This is a genomic window from Geodermatophilus sp. SYSU D00700 (genome assembly GCF_054050255.1).
This window is the reverse complement of sequence record NZ_JBJGZA010000008.1, coordinates 118,263-142,346: the sequence shown is the minus strand read 5'-3', so window position 1 is coordinate 142,346 and position 24,084 is coordinate 118,263. Positions and strand designations below refer to the sequence as shown.

29 protein-coding genes are annotated in these 24,084 nt (G+C 77.3%); 19 read left to right on the top strand and 10 right to left on the bottom strand.

The features are described from left to right. Window positions 1-190 precede the first annotated feature (190 nt). Together mshB and ACI79V_RS09265 are read left to right on the top strand one after the other, a co-directional pair. Window positions 191-1,087, top strand: a complete 897-nt coding sequence (gene mshB, locus ACI79V_RS09270; RefSeq protein WP_456888580.1) for an N-acetyl-1-D-myo-inositol-2-amino-2-deoxy-alpha-D-glucopyranoside deacetylase — start codon at window positions 191-193, stop codon at window positions 1,085-1,087. Beyond that, entirely contained in the window at window positions 1,084-1,485 is a 402-nt protein-coding gene (locus tag ACI79V_RS09265) for a hypothetical protein (RefSeq protein WP_456888579.1), read from the top strand. Before mshB ends, ACI79V_RS09265 begins: the two co-directional genes overlap by 4 nt. On the opposite strand, the gene ACI79V_RS09260 is transcribed toward ACI79V_RS09265, so the two are convergent. Further along, the gene (locus tag ACI79V_RS09260; protein ID WP_456888577.1) at window positions 1,458-2,207 is read right to left on the bottom strand and encodes a GNAT family N-acetyltransferase; all 750 of its coding nucleotides are present in this window, start codon (window positions 2,205-2,207) and stop codon (window positions 1,458-1,460) included. The genes ACI79V_RS09265 and ACI79V_RS09260 overlap by 28 nt on opposite strands. Window positions 2,208-2,366: 159 nt before the next feature. Between ACI79V_RS09260 and fdxA the strand changes: the two genes are divergently transcribed. The 3 genes from fdxA to ACI79V_RS09245 all read left to right on the top strand — a co-directional run bounded on the left by fdxA (window position 2,367) and on the right by ACI79V_RS09245 (window position 4,108). After that, a complete protein-coding gene (gene fdxA, locus ACI79V_RS09255; RefSeq protein ID WP_456888575.1) occupies window positions 2,367-2,693 on the top strand; it encodes a ferredoxin in 327 nt (108 codons plus the stop codon). Further along, a complete protein-coding gene (dapC, locus tag ACI79V_RS09250) occupies window positions 2,690-3,808 on the top strand; it encodes a succinyldiaminopimelate transaminase (RefSeq protein WP_456888588.1) in 1,119 nt (372 codons plus the stop codon). Before fdxA ends, dapC begins: the two co-directional genes overlap by 4 nt. A gap of 135 nt (window positions 3,809-3,943) precedes the next feature. After that, entirely contained in the window at window positions 3,944-4,108 is a 165-nt protein-coding gene (locus ACI79V_RS09245; RefSeq protein WP_456888572.1) for a hypothetical protein, read from the top strand. 5 nt (window positions 4,109-4,113) lie between these two features. On the opposite strand, the gene ACI79V_RS09240 is transcribed toward ACI79V_RS09245, so the two are convergent. After that, window positions 4,114-4,767 carry a hypothetical protein gene (locus ACI79V_RS09240; protein ID WP_456888569.1) on the bottom strand — a complete coding sequence of 218 codons (654 nt, stop codon included), beginning with the start codon at window positions 4,765-4,767 and terminating at the stop codon, window positions 4,114-4,116. 137 nt (window positions 4,768-4,904) lie between these two features. On the opposite strand from ACI79V_RS09240, the gene ACI79V_RS09235 reads away from it, so the two are divergent. Then, window positions 4,905-6,011 (top strand): alpha/beta fold hydrolase, encoded by a 1,107-nt coding sequence (locus ACI79V_RS09235; RefSeq protein ID WP_456888567.1) that lies wholly within the window; start codon window positions 4,905-4,907, stop codon window positions 6,009-6,011. A 12-nt stretch (window positions 6,012-6,023) separates the two neighbouring features. On the opposite strand, the gene dapD is transcribed toward ACI79V_RS09235, so the two are convergent. After that, window positions 6,024-7,004, bottom strand: coding sequence for a 2,3,4,5-tetrahydropyridine-2,6-dicarboxylate N-succinyltransferase (dapD, locus tag ACI79V_RS09230; protein ID WP_456873891.1), 981 nt, complete (start codon window positions 7,002-7,004; stop codon window positions 6,024-6,026). 10 nt (window positions 7,005-7,014) lie between these two features. Beyond that, entirely contained in the window at window positions 7,015-8,214 is a 1,200-nt protein-coding gene (locus ACI79V_RS09225; protein WP_456888565.1) for an MFS transporter, read from the bottom strand. Between the two features lie 29 nt (window positions 8,215-8,243). Here ACI79V_RS09225 and ACI79V_RS09220 point away from each other — a divergent pair, with 29 nt between their 5' ends. The 5 genes from ACI79V_RS09220 to ACI79V_RS09200 are packed head-to-tail and all read left to right on the top strand — an operon-like array spanning window position 8,244 to window position 12,189. After that, window positions 8,244-9,338 carry a LacI family DNA-binding transcriptional regulator gene (locus ACI79V_RS09220; protein WP_456888563.1) on the top strand — a complete coding sequence of 365 codons (1,095 nt, stop codon included), beginning with the start codon at window positions 8,244-8,246 and terminating at the stop codon, window positions 9,336-9,338. Between the two features lie 11 nt (window positions 9,339-9,349). Beyond that, window positions 9,350-10,471, top strand: coding sequence for a succinyl-diaminopimelate desuccinylase (gene dapE / locus ACI79V_RS09215; RefSeq protein WP_456888561.1), 1,122 nt, complete (start codon window positions 9,350-9,352; stop codon window positions 10,469-10,471). Further along, a complete protein-coding gene (locus ACI79V_RS09210) occupies window positions 10,468-11,310 on the top strand; it encodes an LOG family protein (RefSeq protein WP_456888559.1) in 843 nt (280 codons plus the stop codon). The genes dapE and ACI79V_RS09210 overlap by 4 nt, the downstream gene beginning before the upstream one ends. A gap of 8 nt (window positions 11,311-11,318) precedes the next feature. Beyond that, on the top strand, window positions 11,319-11,732 hold the full coding sequence (locus ACI79V_RS09205; protein WP_456888557.1) for a DivIVA domain-containing protein: 414 nt from the start codon (window positions 11,319-11,321) through the stop codon (window positions 11,730-11,732). Further along, a complete protein-coding gene (locus ACI79V_RS09200) occupies window positions 11,725-12,189 on the top strand; it encodes an SRPBCC family protein (protein WP_456888553.1) in 465 nt (154 codons plus the stop codon). The genes ACI79V_RS09205 and ACI79V_RS09200 overlap by 8 nt, the downstream gene beginning before the upstream one ends. On the opposite strand, the gene ACI79V_RS09195 is transcribed toward ACI79V_RS09200, so the two are convergent. Both ACI79V_RS09195 and ACI79V_RS09190 read right to left on the bottom strand, forming a co-directional pair. Then, window positions 12,177-12,905, bottom strand: coding sequence for a cytochrome c oxidase assembly protein (locus ACI79V_RS09195; RefSeq protein WP_456888550.1), 729 nt, complete (start codon window positions 12,903-12,905; stop codon window positions 12,177-12,179). The genes ACI79V_RS09200 and ACI79V_RS09195 overlap by 13 nt on opposite strands. Beyond that, window positions 12,902-13,369: a DUF2243 domain-containing protein gene (locus ACI79V_RS09190; protein ID WP_456888546.1), complete on the bottom strand. Its 468-nt coding sequence runs from the start codon at window positions 13,367-13,369 to the stop codon at window positions 12,902-12,904. The genes ACI79V_RS09195 and ACI79V_RS09190 overlap by 4 nt, the downstream gene beginning before the upstream one ends. A 104-nt stretch (window positions 13,370-13,473) precedes the next feature. Between ACI79V_RS09190 and ACI79V_RS09185 the strand changes: the two genes are divergently transcribed. Further along, entirely contained in the window at window positions 13,474-14,286 is an 813-nt protein-coding gene (locus ACI79V_RS09185) for a MerR family transcriptional regulator (protein ID WP_456888543.1), read from the top strand. Window position 14,287: 1 nt separating this feature from the next. On the opposite strand, the gene ACI79V_RS09180 is transcribed toward ACI79V_RS09185, so the two are convergent. Beyond that, entirely contained in the window at window positions 14,288-14,917 is a 630-nt protein-coding gene (locus ACI79V_RS09180) for a LysE family translocator (RefSeq protein ID WP_456888540.1), read from the bottom strand. Between the two features lie 12 nt (window positions 14,918-14,929). Continuing rightward, window positions 14,930-15,265, bottom strand: coding sequence for a TfoX/Sxy family protein (locus ACI79V_RS09175; protein ID WP_456873902.1), 336 nt, complete (start codon window positions 15,263-15,265; stop codon window positions 14,930-14,932). A gap of 70 nt (window positions 15,266-15,335) precedes the next feature. Here ACI79V_RS09175 and ACI79V_RS09170 point away from each other — a divergent pair, with 70 nt between their 5' ends. The 6 genes from ACI79V_RS09170 to ACI79V_RS09145 all read left to right on the top strand — a co-directional run bounded on the left by ACI79V_RS09170 (window position 15,336) and on the right by ACI79V_RS09145 (window position 21,513). After that, window positions 15,336-16,226, top strand: a complete 891-nt coding sequence (locus ACI79V_RS09170; protein WP_456888537.1) for a DMT family transporter — start codon at window positions 15,336-15,338, stop codon at window positions 16,224-16,226. Between the two features lie 151 nt (window positions 16,227-16,377). Beyond that, complete coding sequence (locus tag ACI79V_RS09165; protein ID WP_456888534.1) at window positions 16,378-17,550, top strand: DUF222 domain-containing protein; 1,173 nt, start codon at window positions 16,378-16,380, stop codon at window positions 17,548-17,550. A 29-nt stretch (window positions 17,551-17,579) separates the two neighbouring features. Next, window positions 17,580-18,146 carry a DNA-3-methyladenine glycosylase I gene (locus ACI79V_RS09160; protein WP_456888532.1) on the top strand — a complete coding sequence of 189 codons (567 nt, stop codon included), beginning with the start codon at window positions 17,580-17,582 and terminating at the stop codon, window positions 18,144-18,146. Window positions 18,147-18,263: 117 nt separating this feature from the next. Then, window positions 18,264-18,431 carry a DUF3117 domain-containing protein gene (locus ACI79V_RS09155; protein WP_012947303.1) on the top strand — a complete coding sequence of 56 codons (168 nt, stop codon included), beginning with the start codon at window positions 18,264-18,266 and terminating at the stop codon, window positions 18,429-18,431. 89 nt (window positions 18,432-18,520) lie between these two features. After that, window positions 18,521-20,059 carry a leucyl aminopeptidase family protein gene (locus ACI79V_RS09150; protein WP_456888530.1) on the top strand — a complete coding sequence of 513 codons (1,539 nt, stop codon included), beginning with the start codon at window positions 18,521-18,523 and terminating at the stop codon, window positions 20,057-20,059. After that, complete coding sequence (locus tag ACI79V_RS09145; RefSeq protein WP_456888528.1) at window positions 20,056-21,513, top strand: hypothetical protein; 1,458 nt, start codon at window positions 20,056-20,058, stop codon at window positions 21,511-21,513. The genes ACI79V_RS09150 and ACI79V_RS09145 overlap by 4 nt, the downstream gene beginning before the upstream one ends. A gap of 10 nt (window positions 21,514-21,523) precedes the next feature. Here the strand turns inward: ACI79V_RS09145 and ACI79V_RS09140 are convergent, their stop codons facing one another. Both ACI79V_RS09140 and ACI79V_RS09135 read right to left on the bottom strand, forming a co-directional pair. Next, complete coding sequence (locus ACI79V_RS09140) at window positions 21,524-22,033, bottom strand: DinB family protein (RefSeq protein WP_456888527.1); 510 nt, start codon at window positions 22,031-22,033, stop codon at window positions 21,524-21,526. Window positions 22,034-22,055: 22 nt separating this feature from the next. Further along, window positions 22,056-23,558, bottom strand: coding sequence for a phytoene desaturase family protein (locus ACI79V_RS09135; RefSeq protein WP_456888525.1), 1,503 nt, complete (start codon window positions 23,556-23,558; stop codon window positions 22,056-22,058). Window positions 23,559-23,693: 135 nt separating this feature from the next. Here ACI79V_RS09135 and ACI79V_RS09130 point away from each other — a divergent pair, with 135 nt between their 5' ends. After that, on the top strand, window positions 23,694-24,071 hold the full coding sequence (locus tag ACI79V_RS09130; RefSeq protein ID WP_456888522.1) for a hypothetical protein: 378 nt from the start codon (window positions 23,694-23,696) through the stop codon (window positions 24,069-24,071). Window positions 24,072-24,084: the final 13 nt, after the last annotated feature.

Sequence of the window (24,084 nt, the reverse complement as noted above, 5' to 3'; positions counted from 1 at the left end):
GCACGCCCAGCCACCGCCACGCACCTCACCCCCCACCCCCCCCCCCCCCCCCCCCCCCCCCCCCCCCCCCCCCCCCCCCCCCCCCCGGCGGTGAGGGAGGACGCCGCCCGGCCCGTCTCGCCGCCCGGCCCGTCTCGCCGCCAGGCCCGTCCCGCCGCCCGTCCCGGCGGCCGGGGGAGAATGTCCCCTCGTGACCGCCGACCGACGCCTGCTGCTCGTGCACGCCCACCCCGACGACGAGACGATCAACAACGGCGCCACGATGGCCCGGTACGTCGCCGAGGGCGCACAGGTCACCCTGCTGACCTGCACGCTGGGCGAGGAGGGCGAGGTCCTCGTCCCGGAGCTCGAGCTGCTCGGGCCCGAGCACGCCGACCAGCTCGGCGGGTACCGGATCGCGGAGCTGCGGGCGGCCATGGACGCGCTCGGCGTCACCGACTGGCGCTTCCTCGGCGGGCCCGGCCGCTACCGGGACTCCGGGATGATGGGGACCCCCGCGAACACGAGGCCCCACGCCTTCTGGAACGCCGACCTCGACGAGGCCGTGGCGTACGCGGTGGCCGTGGTCCGGGAGGTCCGGCCGCAGGTCGTCGTCACCTACGACGAACGGGGTGGGTACGGCCACCCCGACCACATCCAGGCCCACCGGGTGGCGATGGCCGCCGTCGAGGCCGCCGCGGACCCCGGCTACCGCCCCGAGCTGGGCGCGGCGTGGGACGTCGCCAAGGTCTACTGGTGCTGCGTGCCGCGCTCGGTGCTGCGCGAGGGCGCCGAGGCGATGGCCGCGCTGGGGGAGGCCTCACCCTTCGACCAGCTCGGGGAGGTCGACGACATCCCCTTCGCCGTCCCCGACGAGCTGGTCACCGCCGCGGTCGACGGCCGCGCCCATGCCGGCGCGAAGGAGGCGGCCATGCGCGCGCACGCCACCCAGATCACCGTGGACGGGCCGTTCTTCGCCCTGTCGAACAACTTCGGCCAGGAGGTGCTCGGCGTGGAGTACTACCGGCTGGTCCGCGGGGAGCGGGGGGCGACGGGGGAGGCGCCGAACGGCTGGGAGGACGACCTGTTCGCCGGCGTGACCGGATGACCCGGGCCGCCGCGCTGACCGCCGCCGCGGTCGCGGCGGTCGCCCTCGCCGGCTGGCTGGCGCTGGTCCAGGTGTTCTGGCTGCCGCTGCGCGTGGCCGGCGTCCTGGTGCCGCTGTCGGTGCTCGCCGCCCTCGTGGGCAACCCCCTGCTGGTGACGCTCACGTTCCGGCTCACCGGCTCCCGGGTGGTCGCCGTCCTCCCGGCGGTGACGTGGCTGTCGGTCGCCCTGGCCGCCACCGTGCGCCGTCCCGAGGGCGACCTCGTCGCCGTGGGCACCGGTGCGCTGGGCGCGGTGACCCTCGCCTTCCTCGGCCTGGGCGTGGTCGGGGCCGCGCTCGCCGTCGGCCGGGTGGTGGCCGCACCGCGTCCTCAGGCGCCGTCGGGCGCCCAGCGGTAGTGGTAGCGGTGGTGCTCGACGTAGCCGGTGCGGCGGTAGAGCGCCCGTGCCGGCGTGTTCGAGGCCGCCACCTGCAGGTACACCCACCGCGCCCCCCGGTCGGCGCCCCAGCGCGTGAGCGCACCCATGACCGCCGTCGCCAGGCCGCGGCGGCGGGCGTCCTCGGCCACCGTGAGCGCGCCGACGCCCAGCCACTCGCCGGTCACCACACCCCTGGCGACGGCGACCGGCGCGGCGGCGGGGTCCGGGCGCACCGCCGCGAACACCACCGCCTCGGCGTTGGTGAGCACCGCGCGGGCCGCGGCGGTGGGGGCGGGCCCGCGGTAGGCCGCCAGCCAGGCGTCGTCCGGGGCCGGCGCCAGCTCGACCGGCACGCCGTCCGCGGGGCCGGGGACCAGCGGCGCGGTGAGCACCAGGACGTCCTCGCCCCGCTCCCACCCGGCCGCGGCCAGGACGGCGTCGACGGGACGTGACCGCACGCCCGGCAGCTGGGCGCCCGGCCGCAGCCCGCGGGCGCGGTACCAGTCGCTGACCGCCGCCGTCGCCTCGGGGAGGGGCAGGCCGGGGTCGCCGGTGACGAGCGCGGTGTTGGCCCGGCCGGTGAAACCGCCGCCGGCGCGCAGCAGCCAGCCGCCCAGGTCCGCCTCCTCCGGGGCGCGCCAGCCGCGGGCGGCGACCCGCTCGAGGTCGGCGACCCCCAGCGGCGAGCGGCTCTGTCCCATGCGGCGATCCTGCGCGCACGCGGCCGGGCTCCCCCGACCGGGTCGGGCGCCCCACCCGTCGAGCCCGGGGCCGCGGTACGGGGCCATACTGACGGGCGACACGCGCGAGCCCGGCCGCGAGCCGGGGCGCTGCCCGCACGTCCCCCGGGAGGACCCACCGTGACCTACGTGATCACCCAGGCCTGCGTCGACGTCCTCGACAAGGCGTGCATCGACGAGTGTCCGGTGGACTGCATCTACGAGGGCGACCGGATGCTCTACATCCACCCCGACGAGTGCGTCGACTGCGGTGCCTGCGAGCCGGTCTGCCCCGTGGAGGCCATCTACTACGAGGACGACGTCCCGGACAAGTGGAAGGACTTCTACAACGCCAACGTGGAGTTCTTCACCGACCTGGGCAGCCCCGGCGGGGCGGCGAAGACGGGCCGGATCGGCACCGACCACCCGCTGGTGGCCGCCCTCCCGCCGCAGGGCGAGGGACACTGACGACCACCGCGGCGGGGCCGGCGGCCGGCCGCCTGCCCGACTTCCCCTGGGACAGCCTCGAGGCCGCCCGGGCCCGCGCGGCGCGGCACCCGGGCGGCCTCGTCGACCTGTCCATCGGGACGCCGGTCGACCCCACGCCCGACGTCCTGCGCACCGCGCTGGCCGCGGCCGGCGACGCCCCGGGCTACCCGATGGCCCTGGGCACCCGTGAGCTGCGCCAGGCCGCAGCCGGGTGGCTGCAGCGCCGCCTCGGCGTGACCCTCGCCGACCCGCTCGGCGCCGACCCGTCGGTCGTCCCGACGATCGGCTCCAAGGAGCTCGTGGCGCTCATGCCCACGCTGCTCGGCCTGCGCGAGGGCACCGTCGTCATCCCCGAGGTCGCCTACCCGACCTACGAGGTGGGCGCGGTCCTCGCCGGGCTGGCCGTGCGCCGCACCGACACCCCACCCGACGATGCCGCCGGGATCGTCCTGGTCTGGCTCAACTCCCCGGGCAACCCGCACGGCCGCGTGCTCTCCGACGAGCAGCTGCGCGGCTGGGTGGCCTGGGGGCGGGCGCACGGCGTCCCGGTGGTCGCCGACGAGTGCTACGCCACCCTCGGCTGGGACGTGCAGCCGCGCTCGCTGCTGCACCCCGCCGTCGCCGGCGCCGACCACACCGGCCTGCTGGCCGTCCACTCGCTGTCCAAGCAGTCGACGGCGGCCGGCTACCGCGCCGGTCTGCTGTCGGGCGACCCCGTGCTCGTCCGGCGCGTGTGGGAGGTGCGCCGGCACCTGGGCCTGCTGGTCCCCGGCCCGGTGCAGGCGGCCATGACCGCGGCGCTGGCCGACGACGCCCACGTCGACGCCCAGCGCGAGCGGTACGGCCGGCGCCGGGAGCGGCTGGCCGCGGCGGTCCGGGCCACCGGCGCGCGCATCGACCACTCCGAGGCGGGCCTGTACCTGTGGGTCACCCGCGACGAGGACTGCTGGGCCACCGTCGACTGGCTGGCCGGCCTGGGCATCGTCCCGGCGCCCGGCTCCTTCTACGGCCCGGCCGGTGCCCGGCACGTGCGGATGGCGCTGACCGCCACCGACGAGCGCATCGACGCCGCAGTGCAGCGCCTGACCGCCTGAGCGCGCGGTACCGCGCACCGGCCACTAGTGGCCCGCAAGTCGGCGTCGGTCGGCCGCCAGAGGGTCGCAAGGGCCGGGCGCGACGGTGGTGCCAGCCGCCGGGCAGCCCGCCCGGCCCCACCGCGGAGGCCCGCCGTGCTGCTCGTCCTGTTCCTGCTCGTCCCCGTCGCCGCGCTCGCCGCGCTGGTCGCCCTCGAGGCGCGCCTGCACCGCGGCCGCAGCCTCGCCGGCTCCGCCGGGATGCCGGCGGCCTTCGACCGGCCCGAGCTGTACGGCAGGGGGCGCAACCGGGTCTACTGACCGGGTCAGCCGCAGTTGCGCTCCCGGTCGTCGGAGCGCAGTGCCGCCGTCAGCGACTGGGCGAAGGTCTCCCAGCGCTGGTAGGCCTCCGGGAACGCCGAGCGCTGGACGGTGTCCGCGGCGTCGGTGAGCCGGCGGGTCTCCCAGCCGGGGACCTCGACGAGGTGGTCGTAGAACCTCCCGGCGGCGTAGACCGGGTCCTGCACCTGCGCGGGTGTGCCCCACCCCTGCGAGGGCCGCTGCTGGAACAGGCCCAGCGAGTCGCGGTCGCCGTAGTCCAGGTTGCGCAGCGTCGACTCCTGCATCGCCGTCGCCAGCGCGATGACCACCGCCCGCTCGGGCAGCCCGCGCTGCCGGCCGACGTCGGCGATGACCTGCGCGTTGGCCCACTGCTCGGCGCCCAGGGTGACCGACGTGGACGGCACCGTGCAGAGCGCCGTCGTCGGGGCGGGGGCGGAGCGCTCGGCCCGCCAGGCCAGGGCGAGGACCATCGCGACGCCCAGGACCATCGCCGGCCACCAGTAGCGCAGCGCCCACGGGCTCGACGAGCCGCGCCGGCGCGCGGCCTGCGGGCGCTTCGCCGCGGGCCGCCGGGCCGGGGGCCGCTTCGCCGCGGGCCGCCTGGCCGCGGGGCGCGAGCCGGTCCGTGCGCTGGTCATCGCCGTCGACTGTAGGTCGGCCGCCTGGCAGCTCCCTGGACGTCGGCGGTCCGGCGAGGCGGTCCGGCGAGGCGCCTCCGCGCGGGCGCCGTCCCCGCTAGCGTGTGGCCGCCGCCCCCGACTCGAGGAGTACCGCCGTGCCCGACCTCCTGCTCCCCGGGGTCACCGCCACCAGGGTCCCCACCGCCCGGCTGGTGCAGAACGTGCTGCACGCCGAGGGGACGGACCCGGCCGGGCCGGGCGAGGCGGTGCTGCTCGTGCACGGCAACGTGAGCTCGGCGCTGTTCTGGCAGCCGACGCTGCGGACGCTGCACGACGCCGGCCGGCACCGCGTGCTCGCCGTCGACCTGCGCGGGTACGGAGACACCGACCCGCTGCCGGTCGACGCGCGCCGCGGCGTGCGGGACTGGGCCGACGACCTCGCCGCGCTGGTCGACGCGCTGGGCCTGGACCGGGTGCACCTGGTCGGCTGGAGCATGGGCGCCGGCGTCGTCCTGCAGTACCTGCTCGACGCGCCGTCGCGGGTGGCCTCGGTCGCCCTGGTCGCCCCCGTCTCGCCGTACGGGTTCGGTGGCACCGCCGGCCCGGAGGGGCGCCGGCTGTCCGAGGACGGTGCGGGCTCGGGCGGGGGAGCGGCCAACCCGGAGTTCGTGGCGGCGCTGGCCGCCGGCGACACCTCCGACGCCGCCCCGACCGGTCCCCGGTCGATCCTGCGGGCGTTCTACGTGGCGCCCGGGTCGCTGCCGCTGGACCCGGCACTCGAGGACGTGTTCGTCGCCGCGATGCTGTCGACCCGCACCGGTGCGGACCACTACCCGGGTGACGCGGTCCCGAGCGACTCGTGGCCGGGGACGGCGCCGGGCACGCGCGGGGTGCTCAACACGATGGCGCCGACGGTGTTCGACGTCTCGGGCGTCGTGGACCTGCCGGTGCGACCGCCGGTGCTGTGGATCCGGGGCGACGCCGACGCGATCGTCTCCGACACCTCGGCGTTCGACCTGGCCTTCCTGGGCCAGCTGGGCGCGGTGCCCGGCTGGCCCGGCGCGGAGCTGTGCCCGCCGCAGCCGATGGTCGCCCAGACCCGCGCGGTGCTCGACCGGTACGCGGCCTCCGGCGGCGCCTACCGCGAGGTCGTGCTGCCCGGCGTCGGCCACTCCCCGCACGTCGAGCGGCCGCAGGAGTTCGCCGTCGCGCTGCTCGAGCACCTCGACGTCCCCGCCGCTCCGCCCGCGAACCTCACCTGACGGGCCTCCGGGCTAGTCGTTCGCGTGCAGCGCGGCGTTCAGCTCGCCCCAGGTGCCGGTGCGGGGCAGGGCCTCCAGCGCGCCGGAGACGCTGTTGCGGCGGAACAGCAACCCGTCGCGGCCGGAGAGCTCGCGGGCCTTGACCACCGAGCCGTCGGGCAGGGTCACCCGCGAGCCGGCGGTGACGTAGCAGCCGGCCTCGACGACGCAGTCGTCGCCCAGCGAGATGCCGATGCCGGCGTTGGCGCCGAGCAGGCAGCCGCGGCCGATCGAGACGACCTCCTTGCCACCCCCCGACAGCGTGCCCATGATCGAGGCGCCGCCGCCGACGTCGCTGTCGGCGCCGACGACGACGCCCGCGCTGATCCGGCCCTCGACCATCGAGGGGCCCAGCGTGCCGGCGTTGTAGTTGACGAAGCCCTCGTGCATGACCGTCGTGCCCTCGGCCAGGTGAGCGCCCAGCCGGACCCGGTCGGCGTCGGCGACCCGCACGCCCGCGGGGACGACGTAGTCGACCATCCGCGGGAACTTGTCCACCGACAGCACGGTCAGGCTGCCGTGGGCGGCGCGCAGCACTGCCCGGCGGGCCGGGGTCAGCTCGGTGGCCAGCACCGGGCCGGCGCTGGTCCAGGCCACGTTGGCCAGCAGGCCGAACACGCCGTCGGTGTTGACCTCGTGCGGCCGCACGAGCCGGTGCGAGAGCAGGTGCAGCCGGAGGTAGACGTCGTGGGTGTCGGCCGGCGGGGCGGCGAGGTCGGCGATCGTGGTGCGGACCCCGACCACCTGCACGCCGCGGGCGTCGTCGGTGCGCACCAGGCCGGAGAACTCCGGGCCCAGCTCGCCCTCCAGCTCCAGGGTGCCCAGCTGCTGCGTCCCCGACGGCCCCTCGCCGCCCAGCGCGGGCGCGGGGTACCACGTGTCGAGGACGGTGCCGGAGGTGGTCACGGTCGCGAGACCGGCGGCGACGGCGGAGCGGGCGGCGGGAGCGGTCACGCCGCCGACGCTACCGAGCACACTCCGCGCGCTCCCGGGGCACCGCACCCACGGCGGCGGGGGAGCGCGGGGCGCGGGCACCGACGACGGCGCCGAGCAGACTCAGCGCCGCCACGCTCGACAGCGCCCAGCGCAGGCCGACCGCCTCGGCGAGCAGCCCGATCAGCGGCGGCCCGGCGAGGAACCCCGCGTAGCCGATCACCGACACCGCCGACACCCCGCGGCCGCCGGGCACCGCCTCGGCGCCGCCCTGCATGGCGACGGGGAAGGCGGTGGCCAGTCCCAGCCCGGCCAGGCCGAAGCCGATCAGGGCCGCGGCCGGGGTGGCCACCGTGACCGCGAGCAGCACCCCGGCGGTGGCGACGACCCCGGAGGCGGCCAGGGCGCGGGCCCGCCCGAGCCGGGCGAGCAGCAGCTCCCCGGCCAGCCGGGCGACGGTCATGCTCAGCGCGAAGGCCGCGTAGCCCAGCGCCGCGACGCCGTCGCCGGCGCCGGCCACGTCGCGGAGGAACAGCGCGGTCCAGTCGGCCATGGCCCCCTCGCTGAAGGCCGCGAACAGGGCGATCAGGCCGAACACCCACACCGCGCGGGACCGCCAGGCGCTGCGGTCGCCCGACCCCTCGGGGCGGTCCTCCGGGACGTCGGCCGGCAGGCGGGACGCGACGGCCAGGACGCCGGCGGCGGCCGCCACGCCGACCAGGCCCAGGTGCCAGGACGGCGGCATCCCGGCCCCGGCGGCGAGCGCGCCGGTGCCGGCCCCGGCCAGCCCGCCCAGGCTGAAGGCCGCGTGGAAGGAGGGCATGAGCGGCCGCCCCGCCTGCCGGACCACCTGCACCGCGCCGACGTTCATCGCCACGTCGAGCACGCCGAAGACGGCGCCGTAGACGAGCAGCACCGCCCCGAGCGGGACCACGCCGGTGACCTGTCCGGGCAGCGTGACCGCGGCCGCCGTCCCCAGGCCGGTGAGCACGGTGACCCGGGCCGATCCGTACCGGTCGATGACCCGGCCGGCCAGCGACATGGCGGCGATCGAGCCGACCGCGATGCAGAGCAGGGCCAGGCCGAGCGCGCCCGGGCCGGCGCCGGTGCGATCGCTCACGGCGGGGATGCGGGTCACCCAGTTGGCGAACACCGCGCCGTTGACGAAGAAGATCGCGGAGACGGCGAGACGCGCGTCGGCGACCGCACTTCTGGATCGATCCAGAACCATGCTGCCAGCGTAGGCCGTAGCCTGCCGCCGTGCCACGACGACCGACCCTGCGCGACCTCGCGGCCGCCGCCGGGGTCAGCCGCTCGACGGCGTCGAACGCCTACAACCGGCCCGACCAGCTCAGCGCCGAGCTGCGGGAGCGGGTCCTCGCCACCGCGGGCGCGATCGGCTACCCGGGACCGAGCCCGGCGGGCAGTGCGCTGCGCCGCGGCCGGTCGGGCTCGCTGGGCGTGATGCTCGGCGACCGGCTCGGCTACGCCTTCAGCGACCCCGCCGCCGCGGTCTTCCTCGACGGGCTGGCCGAGGCGGTCGAGGACGAGGGCTACGCGCTGCTCGTGCTCCCCGGCGCCCGGACCGGCGGCGGGCCCCCGCCCGAGGCGGTGCGGGCGGCCGTCGTCGACGCCGTCGTCGCCTACTCCCTGCCCGACGACGACCCCGCGCTCGCGGCGGTCCGGGAGCGGGGCCTGCCGCTGGTCACCGCGGACCAGCCCGCCCTGGCCGGCGTCCCCGGGGTGCGGGTCGACGACGCGGCCGGCGCCCGCGCCGTCGCCGGGCACGTGCTGGGCCTGGGCCACCGCCGGCTGGCCGTGGTCGCCTTCGAACTGGCGGCGGACGGCGCGCAGGGACCGGCCGACGCCGGGCGGCAGGAGCGGGCGACGTTCAGCGTCACCCGCGACCGGCTGGCCGGGTACCGCGCCGCGGTGGAGGCGGCCGGGCTGGACTGGGCCGACGTGCCCGTGCACGAGTGCTCGCACAACGCCTCCGCCGAGGGGGTGCGGGCCCTCGGCGAGCTCCTGCCGGTGGGGCCGACGGCGGTGCTGGCCATGAGCGACGAGCTCGCGCTCGGGGTGGTCCAGGGTGCCGCCGAGGCGGGCCTGGACGTGCCGGGCGACCTCACGGTGACCGGCTTCGACGACACCGGCGCCGCCGCGCGGGCCGGGCTGACGACGGTGCGCCAGCCGCTGCGGGACAAGGGCGTGCGGGTGGGCGAGCAGCTGCTGGCCCTGCTCGCCGGCGAGGACCCGGCCTCCGAGACCCTGTCCACCGAGCTGGTCGTGCGGTCCTCCAGCGCGCCGCCCCCGGCACCCGGCGTGGTCCAGCGGGACGCCCGGGACCGCCCGTAGGCTCGGGCACCGTGACCGGCGCGCCCGACCTGGACCTGACCGCCGACGTCCTGACCGTCACCCGCGCGCTGGTCGACACCCCGTCGGTGTCCGGCGACGAGCGCGCGCTGGCCGACGCCGTCGAGGCCGCGCTGCGGACCCTGGGTGGGCTGGAGGTCGAGCGGGTCGGCGACACGGTGCTCGCCCGCACCTCGCTGGGCCGCGACACCCGGATCGTGCTCGCCGGGCACCTGGACACCGTGCCGATCGCCGGCAACGTGCCCAGCCGGCTCGAGGGCGGCCGGCTGTTCGGCTGCGGCACCAGCGACATGAAATCCGGCGACGCGGTGATGCTGCGGCTGGCCGGCCGCTTCGGCGTCCCCGGCGCCGAGCCCGCGCACGACCTGACGTTCGTCTTCTACGACAACGAGGAGGTCGAGTCGGTCAAGAGCGGCCTCGGCCGGGTCGTCCGAGAGCGCCGCGGCTGGGTCTACGGTGACCTCGCCGTCCTGCTCGAGCCCACCGACGGCGAGATCGAGGCCGGCTGCCAGGGCACGCTGCGGGCGGTGCTGGAGGTGACCGGCCACCGGGCGCACAGCGCGCGCGGCTGGCTCGGGGTGAACGCGGTCCACGGCGCCGCCGGCATCCTCGCGACGCTGGCCGCCTACGAGGCGCGGCAGGTCGAGATCGACGGCTGCACCTACCGCGAGGGCCTCAACGCGGTGGGGATCGAGGGCGGCGTCGCGGGCAACGTGGTCCCCGACGAGTGCCGGGTGACGGTGAACTTCCGCTACGCGCCCGACCGGGACGAGGACGCCGCCGAGGCGCACGTGCGCGAGGTGTTCGCCGACGCGATCGCCGACGGCGCCACGCTGACCGTCACCGACAACGCCGGCGGCGCCCTGCCCGGGCTGACCGAGCCGGCCGCCGCGGCCTTCGTCGCCGCCGTCGGCCGCCCGGCCCGGGCCAAGCTCGGCTGGACCGACGTCGCCCGCTTCGCCGCGCTGGGCATCCCGGCGGTGAACTACGGCCCGGGCGACCCGCAGCTCGCGCACACCCGCGAGGAGTCGGTCCTGGTCGAGCGGCTGCAGCCGGCCGAGGACGCCCTGACCGCCTACCTGTCGGCGCCGACCGCCCGAGGAGCGACCGCATGACCACCATCCCCCCGCCCGACGGCGCCCGGAAGCCGCGCCCGACGCGCCACCGCGGCCCGGTGATGCTGCGCGGCGGCGAGCCGGACCCCCAGACGGTCGGGACGACGACCGACCAGCGCCTGCTCGACCGGCGCGGGCCCACCGACTGGGTGCACACCGACCCGTGGCGGGTGCTGCGCATCCAGTCGGAGTTCGTCGAGGGCTTCGGCCTGCTCGCCGAGCTGCCCCGCGCGGTGAGCGTCTTCGGCAGCGCCCGCACCAAGCCCGACCACCCGCACTACGCGGCCGGGGTGCGGATCGGCGCGGCGCTGGCCGAGGCCGGCTACGCCGTCGTCACCGGCGGCGGGCCCGGCGCCATGGAGGCGGCCAACCGCGGCGCGTCGGAGGCCGGCGGGCTGTCGGTCGGCCTGGGCATCGAGCTGCCGTTCGAGCAGGAGCTCAACGAGTGGGTCGACCTCGGCATCAGCTTCCGCTACTTCTTCGTCCGCAAGACGATGTTCGTGAAGTACGCGCAGGCCTTCGTGATCCTGCCCGGCGGCTTCGGCACCCTCGACGAGCTGTTCGAGGCGCTGACCCTGGTGCAGACCCGCAAGGTGACCCGCTTCCCGGTGGTCCTCTTCGGCACCGAGTACTGGAGCGGGCTGGTCGACTGGATCCGCGGCAGCCTGCTCGAGTCGGGCACCATCAGCGCCGGTGACCTCGACCTGTTCACCGTCACCGACGACGTCGACGAGGTGCTCGCCCGGATCCGCGAGGCCGAGACCGCCCGCACCGCCGGCGACGGCGGCGGCGGGATGCGGGCGCCGCTGAGCCCGCCGGTCGAGCCCGTCGAGGGCTGAGGACGCCGGTGCTGTCCCTCCTGGTCGGGATCGCCGCGGTCGCCGTCGTCGGCGCGCTGCTGTTCCTGGGCGGGTCGCTGCTCCTCGGCCGCGGCGAGACCCAGCCGCCGGCCGAGCTGGACCGCTCGCCGGTCGAGCTGCCCGACGACCGGCCGGTGACCGGGGAGGACGTCCGCGCGCTGCAGGTCTCGGTGGCCGTGCGCGGCTACCGCATGACCGAGGTGGACTGGCTGCTCGAGCAGCTGGCCCAGGCACTGGAGGAGCGCGACGAGGTGATCGCCGCGCTGCGCGACCGGCGGCCTGCCGGGGCGGCCGACGCCGACACCGACCCCGGCCTCGCCCTCCCGGCCGACGGCGCATCCGGGAGCGGGCCCGGGGGCGAAGGACCGGCCGTGGACGAGGGAGCGCGCGACGGTGCCTGAGCTGGTCCTGCCGGTCCGCGTGGCGGCGCCGCCCGAGCAGGTGTGGGCGGCGCTCACCGACTGGCGCGCGCAGGGGCGGTGGATGCCGGCCACCGACGTCGAGGTGGTCACCGCCGCGGAGGAGGGCGTCGGCGTGCGGCTGGCCGCGCGCACCGGCGTCCCGCTGCCGTGGCGGCGCGGCCGGCACCTCGGCGTGCTCGACACGATGGTGGTCACCGAGTGGGACCCGCCGCGCCGCGTGGTCGTCCAGCACACCGGCCGGATCGTGCGCGGGCCGGGCATCTTCGAGCTCACGCCCGCCGGGGGCGGCACCGACCTGGTCCTGACCGAACGGTGGTACCCGCCCTTCGGTCTGCTCGGCCGGCTCGGCTGGCCGCTGGCGCGCCCGTTCGTCGTCCTCGGCTTCCGCGTCGCGCTGCGCCGGTTCGCCCGCTTCGCCCGCGCCTACCCCGGCTGAACGGCCGCCCGGACCGCATCGCGGCTGACGTACCAGCGCTGCCACAGCAGCGCGGCGGTGACCAGCGTGAGCACCGTGCCGCCGTCGTACATCAGCCGGGCGCCCGCCTCGGCGCCGACCACGCCGGCCGGCGGGTGCGCGTAGAGCACCTTGGCCAGCACGTCGTGCGCGGCGGCACCCGCGGCCAGCGCCGCGGCCCGCACGCCCACGCCGCGGCGGTGCGGCGCGGGGTCGACGGCGAGCACCGCGGCCGTGGCGAGGTAGCCGCTGACCAGCACGTGCAGCGCGAGGAACGCCGCCAGGCCGGGGGAGTGCCCGGCCGCGGCGTGCAGGCCGCTCCCGTACAGCACCCACAGCCCCGCCGCGTTGACCGGCACGGCGACGAGCGGGTCGGCGAGCCACCGCAGCGGGGCGGCGCGCAGCAGCCGCGCCAGCCGCCGGGCGCCGTCCCGCGGCAGGGCCCGCAGCGCCAGGGTCACCGGGGCGCCGAGGACCAGCAGCAGCGGGGCGGCCATGCCCAGCAGCAGGTGGCCGGCCATGTGCGCGCGCAGGTCGCCGTGGGCGTCCAGCGGCCCGGCGACGGCCGCCGCGGCGGTGGCCACGCCCGCCAGCCAGGCCGCCGTCCGGGCCAGCGGCCACGGGGCGCGGCAGCGCCAGGTGGCCGCGACGTAGGCCGCGCCCGCGCCGAGCAGGACGGCGACGGCGGCGGCGGTCACCGGACCCGGGCGGGCCGGGCGCGGGAGCGCAGCAGCAGCCCGACCCCGGCGGCCAGCAGGACCAGTCCGGGGACGATCCAGCCGACGTCGTAGCCGGTCGGGTCGACGCCGTAGCGGACCTGGTGCAGCCGCAGCAGCTTGTGGTGCACCAGCCCGTCCCAGACCTGGAACGCGCCGGCGGCGGTGAGCACCGCGCCCCACCACGGCGCGGGCACGAACGGCCCGCGGCGGCGCGCGTCGGCCAGCAGCGCCATGCCGGCGACGGCGGCGGAGAACGTGGCCGCGTGCAGCACGCCGTCGGAGACCAGGCCGGCCGCCCCGCTGGCCCGGTCGTAGAAGTGGTGCCAGTGCAGCAGCTGGTGGAACACGATCTCGTCGACCGCACCGGCGGTGCCCAGCCCGAGCAGCAGGCCGGAGACCAGCAGCCGTCGCCGGGCCGGAGGGCGGGGGAGTGCGTCGGCCACGGGGCCTCCCGTCGTCTGGCGTCCCCGGGCGCTGCCCGCGCCGCACCGGCGGGAAACGGGCTCCGGCTGGACCCGGCCCCAGGGGCGTGCCGCACGCTCGGGGCATGAGCGGAGACCTGCTGCGGTCGGGGGAGTTCCTGCGCCGCACCCGGCTGTCGGCGAAGGCGCTGCGGCTCTACGCCGAGCAGGGGCTGCTGGTACCCGACGCCGTCGACCCCTGGACCGGCTACCGCGGCTACGCGGCCGCGCAGGTGGACCGCGCCCGCCTCATCGCCGCGCTGCGCCGCGCCGGCATGCCACTGGCCCGGGTGCGCGAGGTCGTCGACCTGGACCCGGCGGCCCGGCGGGCGGCCGTGGCGCGGTGGTGGGACGGCGTCGAGGAGGACCTGCGACGACGCCGGACGTGGGTGGGTGCCCTGACCGTGGAACCGGACGACGAGGAGGACGACGTGACCGAGGTGACCCTGCGCGAGGTGGCCGAGCAAACGGTGCTGACCGCCGAGCGGCGGCTGACCGTCGACGAGCTCGAGGACTTCATCACCGGCGCGTCAGAGGAGATCGACGCGCACCTGGCGCGGTCGGGCGCCGTCCCGGCCGGCCCGCTGCGCGTCGTCTACCACGGCATGGTCACCGAGGACGGCGACGGCCCGGTGGAGGTGGTGCGCCCGTTCACCGGCCGGGTGGAGCCGGCCGGTGAGCTGCGGATCCGGCTGCAGCAGGCCGGGCGGGAGGCGGTCACCTGCCTGTCACGGCGGCAGGCGGAGTTCCCCGGCATCCTGCGGGCCTACGACGCCGTCGGCGCCTGGGTGGACGCCCGCGGCCTGGAGCGGGCGGGCAGCCCTGCCGAGGTCTACCTGAGCGACCGCGACGTGGCCCCCGACGAGCCGCACGTCGAGGTGGCCTGGCCGGTCGCCTGACTCACGTCCGGGAGGTCGCCAGCCGGGCGCCGAACGCGAGGAGGGCGCACCCGGTGACCGCGTCGAGGGCCCGCCGGACCGGCCGCCGGGTGAGCACCCGCCGCGCGAGGTGGAGCCCGGCGACCAGCGCACCCAGCCACGCCAGCCCCAGGACCGCGTGGGTGAGGGCGTACGCCAGCAGCACCGGCGCGCCGGTGTCCGGGGACAGGAACTGCGGCAGCACGGCCAGGTAGAACGCCAGCACCTTCGGGTTGGTCACGTTGGTGAGGAACCCCTGCCGGAAGCCGGTCCACGCCGCGCGCGGGGCCTCCGGGCTGCCGTCGTCGAGGTCGGGGTGGCGCCCGCGCACGGCGGAGGCGAACGCCTGCACCGCGAGGGACACCAGGTAGGCGATGCCCACCCAGCGGACCACCTGGAACAGCGGCTCGACCCGGACGACCACCGCGGCCAGCCCGGCCGCGGCCGCGGCGCCCTGCACCGCGTTGGAGGCCGTGACGCCGACGGCGCACCAGCCGCCGCGCCGTCGTCCGCCCGCGAGGGTGTTCCGGACGACGACGGCGGAGTCGGGCCCCGGTGCGAGGGTCAGGAGCGCGGCGAAGACGACGAAGGTGCCGTAGCCCGCCCGGTCCACGCCCGGAGCCTCTCAGGCCCGCCGGCGGGAGGCCACGAACGCCATGGCCTCCTCGGCGAGCGCGAGGTCGGACTCCGGCGTGCCGTGGTCGAGCGCGACCCACTCCCGCATCGGGGTGCCGTTGGCCGCCGCGAAGGGCAGCCCGGTGCCGGCGGCGACCAGGCCCTCCACCCGGTGCCGCGGCAGCTTGAACACCAGCGCCCCGCCGACGACCATCGCGAAGATCGACCCGTCGACGGTGAGCGCGGCCGAGCCGAAGCCCCGCCGCCCGCCCGCGCCGGGCGGACCGACCCCCGGCCGTGTGGCGAGGGCCTCCACGAGGAGGTCGAAGCGCTGGCCCGGGTCCACGGCACCGAGTCCAGCGCCGGTCGGCGGGGATGGCAACGGGAACGTCCGCCGCATCGGTGAGGATGTCGCGGTGAGTCGTCGCGGGTGGGCCCTGTTCCTGGCGATGTCGGTCATCTGGGGCGTGCCCTACCTGCTGATCAAGGTCGCGGTCGACGAGGTGTCGCCGGTCGTCCTGGTCTTCGTGCGGTGCGTCGTCGGGGCGGCGCTGCTGCTGCCGTGGGTGCTCGCCCGCGGCCAGGTCCGGCCGGCGCTGCGGCACTGGCGCGCGCTGCTGCTGTTCACGGTGCTGGAGATGACCGCGCCCTGGCTGCTGCTGTCCTACGCCGAGGTGTCGCTGTCGAGCTCGCTGACCGGGCTGCTGGTGGCCTCTGTGCCGTTCGTGGCGGCGCTGGCCGCGCGGCTGCTCGGCGAGGAGGAGCGGCTGACGCCGGTGCGGCTGGCGGGCATGGGGCTCGGCGTCCTGGGCATCGTGGCGCTGCTCGGGTTCGACGTCGAGGGCATCGCGCTGCTGCCGGTGCTGGCCGTGGTGCTCGTCGTGATCGGCTACGGGACGGCGCCATTGGTGGCCAGCCGCGCGCTCGGCGACGTCCCGGGGGTGGCGGTCAGCGCGGTGGCGCTGGTGGTCACGGCGGTGGTCTACGCGCCGTTCGCCCTGCCCCGCCTGGACGAGGTGACGGCGGCGTCGCCACAGGCGCTCGGGTCGCTGGTGGCCCTCGGCGTGGTGTGCACCGCGCTGGCGCTGGTGCTGTTCTTCGCGCTGATCCGCGAGGCCGGCCCGCAGCGGGCGCTGGTGATCACCTTCGTCAACCCGGCGGTCGCCGTGGTCGCCGGGGTCCTGCTGCTCGACGAGCCCTTCACCCTCGGCCTGGCGGTGGGGCTGCCGCTGGTGCTGGTCGGCTGCGTGCTCGCCACCCGCCGCAACGTCCCGGCGCCGGCTCCGGTGGAGTCGCCGGTGCCCTGAGGGGGCCTTTGTAGCGCTAATGGCACCTGACGGCGGCGGGGCGGCGCCGATGCCTCGACAGCCTCGTCGAGGTGGTCCGCGGATCTGTGGACGAGTTCCTGACCTGGGGATTCGAATGGTGTGCGGGCCTCCGCTGGGCTACCATTCGATCATGCGTTCGAGTGGGTGGGAGGTCGGTGACGTCCTCGATGACGTCGCCGCGCTGGTCGCCGAGCGCAACCGGATCGACGCCGCGCTGGCCCGCCGGGTGCGGGCGGCGGAACTGGCCCAGGCCCCCGAGCGGGACGGGCAGAAGAGCATGGCGTCCTGGCTGCGCGGGCACTGCCGGCTCTCCTCGGCGGCGGCGTCCCGGCTGGTGGGCAACGGTCGGGCGCTGGAGCACCTGCCGGCCCTCGCCGAGGCGCACGAGGCCGGCTGGGTGACCGCGGCGCAGGTGGCCGAGGCCGCGCGGGTGGTCACGCCGGCGCGGCGGGCGGCGTTCGCCGCCGCCGGGGTCGACCTGGGGGAGGTCGACGGGGTGCTCACCGGGGTGGCGGTCGAGCAGGACCACGCCGCGCTGGTCGCGGTGGTCCAGCACTACGCGCACGCCTGCGACCCGGACGGGCCCGAGCCCGATCCGACCGAGGGCCGGTCGCTGACGGTGGTCAAGCACGCCGATGGCAGCGTGAGCTTCCGCGGGCACCTGGATGCCGTGGGTGGGGAGAAGGTGCAGACCGCCCTCGAGGCGCACGTGCAGGCCGACCGGCCGGCCGGGGACGAGCGGACCCGGGCCCAGCGGCTGGGGGATGCCTGGGTCCAGCTCGCCGACAACGCCCTCGCGGCGGGCACCCTCCCGGTGCTGCGCACCGTCAAGCCGCACATCGCGGTGCGGGTGGACCTCGACGACCTGGCCGACCCCGCCACCGGCCCGGGCGCCGGGATGATGGGGTTCGGGGCGACGATCTCCGCCGCCCGGGCCCGGTGGCTGGCCTGCGACGGGCAGGTCACCCGGATCGTCATCGGCCCGGAGGGACAGCCGCTGGACGTGGGCCGGACCAAGCGGGTGGTGACCCCGGCGATCCGGCGGGCGGTGGAGGCGCGCGACGGGGGCTGTGTCTTCGCCGGCTGTGACGCGCCGAGTCACTGGGCGGACGTGCACCACCTGGTGCACTGGATCGACGGCGGCGAGACCAGCCTCGACAACAGCGCGCTGCTGTGCGAGCGGCACCACACCCAGGTCCACCACGGGTTCCGTGTCGAGCGACAACCCGAAGGGCGATGGCGCACCTACCGACCGGACGGATCGGAGATCACCGTCCCCGCACCGCTGGCTCCCGCGGCATGACGTCGTCGGACGGCGCTAGCGTCCACGGCGTGGAACCCGCGCCGACCGCTGACCTGGTGCGCTGTGCGTGGGGGGACAGCACGCCGGAGTACCAGCGCTACCACGACGAGGAGTGGGGCACCCCGCTGCGCGGCGACGACGCGCTGTTCGAGCGGCTCTGCCTCGAGGCGTTCCAGTCCGGCCTCTCCTGGATCACCATCCTGCGCAAGCGACCCGCGTTCCGGGCCGCGTTCGCCGGCTTCTCCATCGAGGCGGTCGCGGAGTTCACCCCCGACGACGAGGCGCGGTTGATGGCCGACAGCGGCATCGTCCGCAACCGCGCCAAGATCGCCGCCGCGGTCCGCAACGCCCGCGCCGCCCAGCAGGTCCCGGGAGGGCTGTCCGACCTGCTGTGGTCCTTCGCGCCCGCCGGGCCGCGCCCCCGCCCGGCCACGCTCGCCGACGTCCCGGCCACCACCCCGGAGTCCACGGCGATGGCGAAGGAGCTCAAGCGGCGGGGCTTCGTCTTCGTCGGGCCGACCACCGCCTACGCACTCATGCAGGCCACCGGCATGGTCGACGACCACGTCGTGACCTGCTTCCGGGCGACCCCCTGAAGGGGCTCGTGTTGGTTCCGCGGCGGGGATACGGGATCATGTGCCGAGAGCTCAGCACCGATGAACAGCCACACCGCAGCCGAAGGGGGCGGCGGGTGGCCGGCGAAGGAGGCACGCATGGCGGCCATGAAGCCGCGCACGGGTGAAGGTCCCCTGGAGGTCACCAAGGAGGGGCGCGGCCTGGTCATGCGGGTGCCGCTCGAGGGCGGTGGCCGGCTCGTCGTCGAGCTGTCCCCGGACGAGGCCGCGGCGCTCTCCGAGGCCCTGAAGGGCGCGACCAGCTGAACGCCCCCGCGAGCCTGCCCTCGGGCAGCCCCGCGCAGGACGACGCGGCCCCGGCCGCCGGCAGCACGCCGGCGACCGGGGCCGCACCCTTGCCGCGGGTCGGACTGCTGACCTCCCTGCCCCGGCTCGGCGAGGACGACGTCCTGGCCGTCCCCGTCAGCTCCGGCGCGGCGCTGCCGCCCTGGCTGACCGCACCGGCGTTCGGCACCCTCGCGCCGGTCCCGGCCCGGTTGCTCACCGCCGCGCTGGCCGACACCGGCAACACCGGCAAGCCCGGCACGGTCACCGACCTGCCGGTCCCCGGCCGCCGCCCGCGCAGCGTCGTCGCCGTCGGACTCGGCGACGGGACGCTGCCGCACCTGCGCACCTACGCCGCCGCCGCCGTCCGCCGCGCGCAGACCCTCGCCGAGCACGGCGCCACGCGCCTGGTGCTGCCCCTCGACGCCGCCCTCGCCCCGGCCGGCGCCGACGAGGTGCGCGCCGCCGTCGAGGCCGCCCTGCTCGGCGGCTACCGGTTCCGCGAGACGTCGAAGCCGCACCCGCCGCGGCTGGACACCGTCGCCGTGGTGGCCGCCGACGCCGCCGACCCCGCGGTCAGCGCCGCCGCCCGCGCGGGCGAGGTCACCGGCCGCGCCGTCGCCTGGGCCCGCGACCTGGTCAACACGCCCAGCAACACCAAGGACCCCGCCTGGCTGGCCGGGCAGGCCGTCGAGCGGCTGGCGGGCCTGCCGCACGTCACCGTCACCGTGCTGGGCCCCGAGGAGCTCGTCGCGGGCGGCTTCGGCGGCGTGCTGGCCGTGGGCGGTGGCTCGGCGTCCCCACCGCGCGTCATCGTCGCCGCCTACGCGCCGCCCGGCGCCGGCCCGGCCCACCCGGTGCTGGTGGGCAAGGGCATCACCTTCGACACCGGCGGCATCTCGATCAAGCCCAACGCCGGCATGCGCGAGATGAAGACCGACATGGCCGGGGGAGCGGCGGTGCTGGCCGCGCTCGACGCCGCCGCGCGCCTGGAGCTCCCGGTCGCGGTGACCGCCGTCGTCCCGGCCGCGGAGAACGCCGTCTCGGGGTCGTCCTACCGCCCCGGTGACGTCGTCCGGCACGTCGGTGGGCGCACCACCGAGGTGCAGAACACCGATGCCGAGGGCCGCATGGTGCTCGCCGACGGCCTGGCCCACGCGCGGCTGTCGCTGGGCGCCACCGTGCTGGTCGATGTCGCCACCCTGACCGGCGCGATGAAGGTCGCGCTCGGCACCCGCACGGCCGGCCTCTACGCCACCACCGACGGGCTGGCCGACGCCCTGGGCACCGCCGCCCTGCACGCCGGCGAGCGGGTGTGGCGGATGCCCCTGGCCGAGGACTACGCCGACCTGCTCGACAGCGACGTCGCCGACGCCAACAACGCTCCGGGCAACCCCGGCGGCACCACCGCCGCACTGTTCCTGCGGCCCTTCGCCGGCGACCTGCCGTGGGCCCACCTCGACGTCGCCGGTCCCGCCCGCGCCGCCGCCGACGACGCCGAGGTGGTCAAGGGCGGCACCGGGTTCGGCGCCCGCACGCTGTTGCGCTGGCTGGAGGCCGGGGCGCCTCTCGACCCGCTCCCGCCCACCGCCGACCGAGGAGCCCGATGACCACCGACGACACCGGCGTCGTCTTCCCGGCCGGCCCCGACGGGCGGCGCAGCACCGCCGCGGTCGGCCGGGCGGTGGTGGCCGACGCGCTGCGCCCGGTCGACCCGGTCGGCGCCCGCGCGGCCGAGCAGGAGACCAACTGGCGGACCGGGTACCTCACCCACTTCCGCCGGCTGGTCGAGGCCGGGCTCGCCTCCGCCGAGGCGGCCCGCACCATCGCCGGCGCCGGGGTCGACGCCGTCCACGGCCGGCTGCGGGTCGCCGGAGGTGGCACCGAGCAGCCGCTGGGGACGCTGCTCACCGCACCGGCAGGCCGGGCCCTGACCACCGGCGAGGTCACCGGCCGCGGCGAGCCCGAGCGCGCCTTCACACTGCCCTTCCACGGCCGGCGGCTGGCCGGCGACGAGTTGACCCGGCGACTCGACACCTGGGTGGAGGGCGGGGTCCTGGAGCCCACGGCGGCCGCGGCGGTCCGCGAGGTCGCCGCTCACCCCGAGTGGCTGGCGCTGCCCGGCCGCACGGTCGCCGTCCTCGGCGCAGGCGCGGAGATGGGCCCGCTCACCGCGCTGCTGCGCTGGGGCGCCACGGTGGCCGCCGTCGACCTGCCCCGGCCCGACCTGTGGCGGCGGGTCCTCGACACCGCGCGCCGCGGGGCCGGCCGGCTGCTGGTGCCCACCGCGGGCGGCGGGCTGCCCGAGGGCGCCGGCGCCGACCTGGTGCGCGAGGTGCCGGCCGTCGCCGACTGGCTCGCCGACCTGCCCGGCGAGCCGGTGCTCGGCAACTACGTCTACGCCGACGGCGCCACGAACGTCCGCGTCTCGGCCGCCGTCGACGCGCTCACCCTGCGGGTGCAGGCCGCCCGGCCCGAGGCCGCGCTGGCCTTTCTCGCCACCCCCACCGACGTCTTCGTCGTCCCGGGCGAGGCCGTGGCGCAGTCGGTGCGCGCCTACGAGGGGCGCTCGCGGGTGGGCAAGCTGCTCGGCCGGCCGCTGCGGACCCTCTCGGCCGGCCGGCTGCTGCAGCGCGGGTACGTGCCCGGCGCCGACCCCGGCCTGCACGACGCGCTGGTCCCGCAGCAGGGCCCGAACTACGCGCTGGCCAAGCGGCTGCAGCGGTGGCGGGCCACGGTCGCGCGGGCGGCCGGGACGACGGTGTCGCTGAACGTCGCCCCGCCCACCCGCACCCGCTCGGTGGTGAAGAACCGGGCGCTGGCCGCCGCCTACGCCGGGGCGCACCGGTTCGGCGTCGAGGTGTTCGAGCCGGCGACGTCCAACGTGCTCATGGCCGCGCTGCTGGTCCACGACCTGCACACCGGCGGCGGCCCGCGGCACGACCACCCGTGGCAGGACGAGGCGCACGCCGCCGTCCACGGCGGGCTGTGGCGGGCGGCCTACGCGCCGCGCAGCGCGCTGGGGCTGGCCGCGGTGCTCGGCGTCGGCGCCGCCCGCGGCTGACCCGGGCGGCTCACTCGCCGACCGCGCCGTCGACCGCCTCCCGGAGCAGGTCGGCGTGCCCGTTGTGCCGGGCGGTCTCCTCGACCAGGTGCAGCAGCATCCAGCGCAGGCTGAACGCACCGCCGTTGCGCAGCGGGACCGCCGACAGCGCGTCGAGGTCCCCGGTGGCGGCGACCACGGCGTCGGTGCGCCGGCCGGCCTCCCGGTAGCGCTCGCGCAGCGCCTCAGGCTCCAGGCCCAGGGCCTCGTCGAACTCCCAGTCCGGCGTCGCGTCCCAGTCGACGTCGGCCCACGGCTCGGGGATGCGCTCCCCGGAGAACCGCTCCACGGCCCAGCTCTCCTCCACCAGCGCCAGGTGGTAGAGCAGGCCGGCCAGGGTCAGCGAGGACGGCGGGTGCGTCCGGCCCAGCTGCTCGCGGGTCAGTCCCTCGGTCTTGTGCAGGAGCGTCTCCCGCTGGTAGGCGAGGAAGCCGGTCAGCTGGACGGTCTCGGGCGCGTTCTCGGGCGGGTCGGTGCGCACCGGGGAACCCTCGCACGCGCGGTCAGGCGGGCCCGACCAGCCCCGCGACGATCTCGGCGGACAGGGTGACCAGCGGCAGCCCGCCCCCGGGGTGGGAGGAGCCGCCGACCAGGTAGAGCCCCCGCACCGGCGCGGCGTTGCCCGGCCGGAGGAACGCCGCGCGTGCGCCGTTGCTCGACGTGCCGTAGATCGAGCCACCGACGCTGCCGGTCTCCCGGGCCAGGTCGGCCGGCGTGCGGGCCACGCACCAGCGCACCCGGTCGCGCACGTCGAGCCCGCGCGCGGCCATGGCCTCCAGCACCCGGGTGGCATAGCGGTCGGACAGTCCGGGGGCGTCCCAGTCGACGCCGGCGTCGGGGTCGTGGCGCGGCGCGTTGACCAGGACGAACCAGGACTCGCTGTCGTCGTCGGGCCGGGTGGCGGGGTCGTCGGGCGCGCTGACGTAGATGGTCGGGTCGGGCACCGGGCAGGGGACGCCGCGGTGCCGGCCGGTGCCGAAGACGGCGTCGAACTCCGCGTCGTAGTCGGCCGGGAAGGCGACGGTGTGGTGCGCCAGGCCGGGCGTGCGGCCGCGCAGCGCCAGCAGCAGCACGAACCCCGACAGCGACGGCGTGGCCCGGGTCAGGCCGCGCCGCACCGCGCGGGTGCGCCGGGAGGGCGGCAGCAGCCCGGCGTAGAGGGCGGTGGCGTCGGCGCCGGACACCACGACGTCGGCGGTCACCTCCCCGCCGTCGGCGAGCTCCACCCCCGACACCCGGCCGCCGTCGCTGAGCACCCGCCGCACCGGCGTGCCGGTGCGCACCTCGGCCCCGCGCTCGCGCGCCCGGTCGGCCACCGCGGTGGCCAGCCGGTGCAGCCCGCCGCGGACGTACCAGGAGCCGAAGGCCTGCTCCACCCACGGCACGGTGGCCAGCACCGCCGGCGCCCGCCGGGGATCGGAGCCGGAGTAGGTGGCGTAGCGGTCGAGCAGCACCCGCAGCCGCGGGTCGCGCAGGTGCCGGGCGCCCAGGCCGCGCAGCGTCTGCCAGGGGGCCACGGTGCCGACGTCGGCGGGGTCGCGGGCCAGCCGGGCGAGGGTCGCGGCCCCGCGCAGCGGCGAGCGCAGGAACGGCTGCTCGGTGATCGCCCACATCGCCTCGGCGCGGTCGAGCAGGGCCCGCCACTGCGCGCCCGCGCCGTCACCGAGCGCCGCGTCGAGCGCGGCCGGCACCGCCTCGAGGGAACCGGGCACGGCCAGCCGGGTGCCGTCGGCGAACCGGTAGGCGACGGCGGGGTCGAGCCGGACCAGGTCGACGGCGTCCTCCAGCGGGCCGCCGGTGGCGTCGAACAGGTCCTGCAGCACCTGCGGCAGCGTGACCAGGCTGGGGCCGGTGTCGAAGGCGTGCCCGTCGCGCTCGTACCAGCCGAGCTTGCCGCCCACGGTGTCGGCCTGCTCCAGCACCGTGACCCCGTGGCCCAGCGCGGCCAGCCGGGCCGCCGCGGCCAGGCCGCCGAGCCCGGCACCGACGACCACCACCCGCGCCACGCCGTCACCGTAGTGCTCGACCCCGCGACCCGATCGGGTGATCACCAGGAGTGGCGGCCCCTTCTGTCGGGGAACAGGATCGGACCCGGACGCGGAGCAGACGCGGCCCCCGGGGACGGGAGGAGGCGGCGATCCGTGCGTGCGACAGCGCTGTGGCCGGCCCTCGGTGCCCTGCTGCTGAGCGGGTGCTCCGACGTGCACCTGCCCGCCGTGGAGCAGGTGGCCGGGGACTTCGCCGCCGGCGACTCCGTCGTCCGCTGCACACTCCTGACCGAGGCCGCGGTCTCCAGCCTCGAGCACGAGGAGCCGACCGGCTGCGCCACGGCGCTCGAGGACCTGGAGCTCGGCCGCGGCGACGTGGTGTCGGCCCAGGTCTGGGGCTCGGAGGCGCAGGTGCGCCTGGACGACGACACGCTGTTCCTCACCGAGACCGCCGACGGCTGGCGGGTCGCCGCGGCCGGGTGCGCGCCCTCGGACGAGGACCGCTACGACTGCCTGGTGGAGGGCTCGTGAACGCCGTCCGTGC